Origin of the sequence: Streptomyces sp. NPDC057617 (assembly GCF_042800555.1) — a bacterium.
GTDB lineage: Bacteria > Actinomycetota > Actinomycetes > Streptomycetales > Streptomycetaceae > Streptomyces.
In genome coordinates this window covers 1-5,443 of record NZ_JBHVGV010000011.1, presented here as the reverse complement: position 1 = coordinate 5,443, position 5,443 = coordinate 1, and the positions used below count along the sequence as shown (strand labels likewise).

At 71.7% G+C, this 5,443-nt stretch carries 4 protein-coding genes; 1 reads left to right on the top strand and 3 read right to left on the bottom strand.

All coding sequences use genetic code 11. The annotated features are described in order from the left end of the window. Window positions 1–45 precede the first annotated feature (45 nt). From ACFU9P_RS25455 to ACFU9P_RS25445, 3 genes are all read right to left on the bottom strand, one after another. Window positions 46–282 (bottom strand): sigma-like protein, encoded by a 237-nt coding sequence (locus ACFU9P_RS25455; protein ID WP_376377509.1) that lies wholly within the window; start codon window positions 280–282, stop codon window positions 46–48. Between the two features lie 209 nt (window positions 283–491). Further along, window positions 492–3,440, bottom strand: a complete 2,949-nt coding sequence (locus ACFU9P_RS25450; protein WP_376377511.1) for a BTAD domain-containing putative transcriptional regulator — start codon at window positions 3,438–3,440, stop codon at window positions 492–494. Between the two features lie 266 nt (window positions 3,441–3,706). Next, on the bottom strand, window positions 3,707–4,378 hold the full coding sequence (locus ACFU9P_RS25445; protein ID WP_384084842.1) for a hypothetical protein: 672 nt from the start codon (window positions 4,376–4,378) through the stop codon (window positions 3,707–3,709). Window positions 4,379–4,555: 177 nt separating this feature from the next. Here ACFU9P_RS25445 and ACFU9P_RS25440 point away from each other — a divergent pair. Beyond that, window positions 4,556–5,443: HupE/UreJ family protein (locus tag ACFU9P_RS25440; RefSeq protein WP_384084839.1), on the top strand; the 888-nt coding region annotated here is incomplete at its 3' end.

Below are 5,443 nucleotides of genomic sequence, written 5' to 3'. Positions count from 1 at the left end.
CGGCTCCCCCTCCGCGCCGCCGCGGCCGCTCCCCGTCGGAACTGGTCAGGGCTTGGGCGGGGCGGGCGAGTGGCTGTCCATCGTCGTGATCTCGGACTCGCCGGCCGGCGGCGTCGGCGAGTGGCTGTCGCCCTGCGTGGTGACGTCCGTTTCCTTCGCCGGCGTGGACGGCGAGTGGCTGTCGCCCTGGGTGGTGGCGTCCGTGGCCTTGGTGGGCGGCAGGATCGGCGAGTGGCTGTCCAGTGTGGTGATGTCCTCGTTGTTCTTCGTCACATCGCTCATATCTGGGATCTCTCCTGGAACTTGGCGTGCACTGGCTGCAATCGCCCGTTCGGCGGCTCCCCCGGAGGTCGCCGAACGGGCGATTCGGTGCGCCCCACCCCCCGTGGGTGTAGCGCGTGACCAACCCGTCTGCCCCCCGAGGCGACGGATCGTGTACCGAGCCTCGCAGCTACGCATAAACAATCGATGAACGCCCAGCCGGACGGTTCTCAGGCCGCCTTGAGGGGCGAGAGGAGCAGCCGTACCTCCGCCGCCCCCGCCCCGTCGAGCTGCTCGTGAATGGCCAGCGCCTCCTGCCAGCAGACCTGCGCGCGGTCGAGCTGGCCGAGGCTGCGCAGCGACTTGCCCAGCAGCGTCAGGGCGTTCGCGTGCATCCACTCACCGCCGATGAAGCCGGTCGTGAGGGCCTGCTCGGCGTGCTGTGCCGCGTTGGCGGGGCGGCGCGCCGACAGATGGACCTGGGCGATACGGAAGTGGGTCGTCCCCTCCCAGAGGCGCTGCCGCGTGTCCACGAAGACATTGAGCGCCTCGGAGAGCTGCTCCAGCGCTTCCGGGTACCGTCCCGACTGGGTGAGGACGATGCCCAGCGCGTACCGGGCGTTGGCGAGGCGCAGGGTGAGCCCCAGTTCGTCGTATATGGCGACACCCTGCTGCGCCAGTTTCACGGCGTCGGAGGTGCGTCCCATGGACGCGACGACCCGGGAGAGGTTGCACAGGGCGCTCGCCTCACCGGGCCGGTTCCGGTCGGCGCGGAACGCCTCGATCGCCTCCAGCAGGTATTCCTCGCCCGCCTCGTACTGGTCGGTGCAATTGGCGATGATCCCCAGCTCGTTGGGCAGGTTGCTGGCGATCCAGGCGTCCGGCTGCGCCGGCTTGAGTTCGGCGGCGCGGCGCGCCTCCGTCCCCGCCGCCTCGAACCGGCCCGCGCTGTTGTGCACCTGCGCGAGCGTCACCCGGGCGCGCCCCTCCGCGTGCTCGTCCCCGATGGCGGCGGCGGCATCCCGCGCCGCCGTCGCCGCGGCCTCGAACCGCTTCGAACTCGCGCCGGACTCGGCGAGGTCCTTGGAGGCCAGCAGGAGATCCACCGCCCGCCGCAGCATGTCCGCGCCGAGGGACTGCTGCGCACAGGCCAGGATCGACCCGGCTTCCGAATGCAGCCAGTCCAGCGCGACGGCTCCGTCGTCGAACTGCCGCCCCGGGTAGCGGGTGGGCTCCAGGTGGTCGACCGTACGGTCCCCCGGCCGCTCCAGCGCGTACACCCGCGCCGCCGTCGCCAGGTAGAAGTCCAGCAGCCGGGACATCGCCGACTCGCGTTCCGTCGGGGGCTGTTCGTCGCGTTCGGCGCAGGCACGCGCGTAGAGGCGTACGAGGTCGTGGTAGCGGTAGCGGCCAGGGGCGGCGGATTCGAGGAGGGAGGTGTCGACCAGGGACTCCAGCAGGTCCTCGGTGTCCTGGAGCGGCAGGTCCAGGACGGCGGCCGCCGCGGCCAGGGAGAGGTCCGGGCCGTCCGCGAGGCCGAGCAGGCGGAAGGCGCGCGCCTGGGCCCGGTCCAGCGCGCCGTAGCCGAGTTCGAAGGTCGCCTTGACCGCGAGGTCACCCGCCTGGAGCTCGTCCAGCCGCCGCCGCTCGTCCGCGAGCTTCGCCGCCAGGACCGAGACCGTCCACGTACGGCGCGCCGCCAGCCGGGACGCCGCGATCCGGATCGCCAGCGGCAGGAAGCCGCACGCCGCCACCACGTCCAGCGCCGCCTTGCGCTCCGAGGTGACCCGCTCCTCGCCGACGATCCGGGTGAAGAGCTGGAGCGCCTCGTCCGGCGACATCACATCGAGGTCGACGAGGTGCGCGCCCGCGAGGTCGACCATCCGCACCCGGCTGGTGACCAGCGCCGCGCACCCTTCCGTACCGGGCAGCAGCGGCCGTACCTGCGCCGCGTCGTGCGCGTTGTCCAGCAGGACGAGGATGCGGCGGCCGTCGAGCGTCGAGCGGTAGAGCGCGGAGCGTTCGTCGAGCGAGTCGGGGATGGCGGTGTCGGGGGTGCCCAGGGCCCGCAGGAACGCGCCCAGCACCGTCTCCGGCTCGGCCGCCCGCGCACCGGCGCCCTGGAGGTCGACGTACAACTGCCCGTCCGGGAAGTGCGCCCGCGCCGCGTGCGCGACATGCACCGCCAGCGTCGTCTTGCCGACCCCGCCGATGCCGGCGAGCGCGGAGACGGCCATCACGGATCCGCCGGCGGCGGTGAGCCGGTCGCCCAGCTCCCGTACGAAGGAGGCCCGGCCGGTGAAGTCCGGCACGGTGGCCGGGAGCTGGGCGGGCCTGCGGACGGCGTGGACGGGGGCGGGCTCCTCCACCGGCCGGGCCAGTTCCGCGTCGGCCTGCAGTATCCGCTGCTGGAGCTGGGAGAGTTCGGGGCGCGGGTCGACGCCCAGTTCGTCGGCGAGGAGGCGGCGCGTGTCGGCGTATGCGGCGAGCGCCTCGGCCTGCCGGCCGCTGCGGTAGAGCGCCAGCATCAGCAGCTCGCGCAGCCGTTCGCGGAGCGGGTGCGCGGCGGTGAGCGCGGTCAGCTCGGAGACGGCCTCCGCGTGCCGGCCGACCTCCAGGTCCAGATCGAGCCGGGTCTCGGTGAGCTGGAGACGCCATTCCTCAAGCCGGGTGCGCTGGTTGTCGGCGTACGGGCCGGGTACGGAGGCGAGCGCCTCGCCGTCCCACAGGCCGAGCGACTTGTTGATCAGCGTACGGGCCAGATAACGGTCCCCGGCGGCGCGCGCCTTGTCCGCGTCGGCGGCCAGGTCCCGCGCGATGTTCAGATCGAGGGAGTCGGGCGAGGTGCGCAGGGCGTATCCGCCGGCCTCGGTGATCAGCACGCCCGGGGTGAGCACCTTGCGCAGCCGCGAGGCGTATGTCCGTACCGCGGCGAGCGCCTGCGACGGCGGTTCGTCGCCCCACAGGGCGTCGATCAGCTCACTGGCGGTCGCGGTCCGCCCGTCCCGCATCAACAGGGCGGCGAGCAGGGCGCGTTGCTGGGGCGACCCGGACGACAGCGGTTCGCCGGCGCGCCAGGCGCGTACGGGTCCGAGCACGCTGAAGCGCAGTTCCGCGGTGTTCCCCGGCACCCCCGGAGCCCGCTGCTCCGGTACGCGCGGCCCGCCGTCACGGTCCATAGCTCCCCCTGCTCCCGGTGCTGCCGGTTTCGCCTTCGACAGTCTGCCTTGTCGGAGGTGTGTGCGTCAGCAGTGAGTCAGGGTCTGCACAACCCTTCAACGCTTTCACGCCGCCCGTGACAGGGCGCATAAACCAGCCCGTCCGGCGATTGAGGACACAACACAGCCGGCCTGTCCGGCGATCGAGGACAACAGCACAGCCGGCCTGTCCGGCGATCGAGGACACAGCAAGCCTGTCCGGCGACTGAGGACGGCCCCCTGGGCCCCTACACGTCGTCCAGCCAGATCACGATCCCCGTCAGGTCGTTCAGCACCGCCGCGACACCCGCCCTGATCGCCGCCGCGCAACGCTCCGCGGTGAACGACTTGGCGTCGTACGTCGACGACATCCCGAGCCCTTCGCCACGGAACGACGCGCCGGACCAGTCGACCGACGTGACGTTGTGGGTGGGCTCGGCCAGTTCCGCGCCCACGACGAGGAACCGCTGGTCCAGGTGGTTCGGGGTGACCGTCGCGAGCGGGTCGATCAGGTCGTTGCCCGCGCTGACGATCAGGTCGGGGCGCATCTCGCGGGCCTCGGTGATGCTGGGAATGAAGTCGTGCGGGTTGTCGGCGACCACCGTCCTGAGGTCGACGTGCTCGTCCTCGGCCCAGTCCTCGACCGCCTTCACCAGGGTTTTGGTCGGGCGGTCGTCCCCGTAGGTGAGCAGGACCACGCGGTAGTCCTCCGACGGGTGCACCCCGGACCAGGAGCCGGGCCGCGGTGTGGTGGTCGACTCCGGGACGGGCGTGGCGGAGGGCTTGACGAACCCCGGGCCGAGAGTCCCGATGGCAGAGGGCTTGGGATGCGGCCGCGACCAGTCGTCGCCGGAGCTGCATCCGGTGACCAGCGCGGCGGCCGCGGCCAGCGTGGCAGCGGCCCGAAGCGGGGGGCGCAAAGCGATCTTCCTCCCAGTGGTGGTGGATGGTGCGCCTGCATCCTCCTATGCCGTCCTCTGCGGTCTTCATCCGCGGGTGTCGTTCTTGCGGTTGTTCTTCCGTTCTTCGCCGACGGGCCGGTCCGTGTTCATCCATGACATGCACCGTGCACAGGCAACCTGAAGGAGTCACTCCACATGTCACAACGGGTCCGCCGCGCCACAGTCCTGATCACCGCGGCCGTGATCGCTCTCCTGGGCGCCGGTCAGCCGGCGCTCGCCCACGGCTTCACCTCCACCGTGTACGCCCACATCACCACCGGGGGCGACGGCGGTGCCGGCGGGGGCCTCGACGGCGGTCATATACGGACGGAACTGGAGCTGGAATACGACCTGTTCGTCGTGTCCGCCGCCGACTACGAGGACGACGACCCGCTCTTCCAGACGGGGAACGCCGCGTTCGAGGACGGTGACACCGCCGCACAGGGCGCGGCGCTCAACGCCCACGCGAAGTCGGCCGTCTCGTATGTCACCAAGCGCTTCACGATCGCCTCCGGCGGCGGCGAGGCCTGTACGGCGACGCAGGCGGGCGACTTCACGATCGGCCGGCGGGAGGGCGTACCGTACGCGCACCTGCTGCTCGACTGGGCCTGCCCGGCGGGGGGCGACGACCGCGAGGTGCGCAGCGGGCTGTTCCCCGACTCCGAGACATACGTCAAGGGCACCAAGACGATCGTCACGTACGAGATCGACGGCCGCTCGGGCAGTGCCGCGCTCGACGCCGAGCACCCGTCCTTCTCGATGGGACAGGCGTGGTACGAGCGGTTCTGGGAGTTCTTCCGGCTGGGCGCGGAGCATCTGCTGACCGGGATCGACCACATCCTGTTCCTGCTGGCGCTCATCGCCGGGTCACGGCGGCTGCGGGAGATCGTGCTCGCGGCGACGAGCTTCACGCTGGCGCACTCGGTGACGTTCATGCTCGCCGCCCTCGGTCTGGTCGACGTACCCGCGAGCGTCGTGGAGCCCGTCATCGCGCTGTCGATCGCGGTGGTCGCCGGCTGGTACCTGTGGCGGGTCCGGCGGCAC

Coding starts and splice junctions, on each gene's coding strand:
- ACFU9P_RS25455 (WP_376377509.1), bottom strand. CDS start 282: ATGAGCGATGTGACGAAGAACAACGAGGACATCACCACACTGGACAGC.
- ACFU9P_RS25450 (WP_376377511.1), bottom strand. CDS start 3,440: ATGGACCGTGACGGCGGGCCGCGCGTACCGGAGCAGCGGGCTCCGGGG.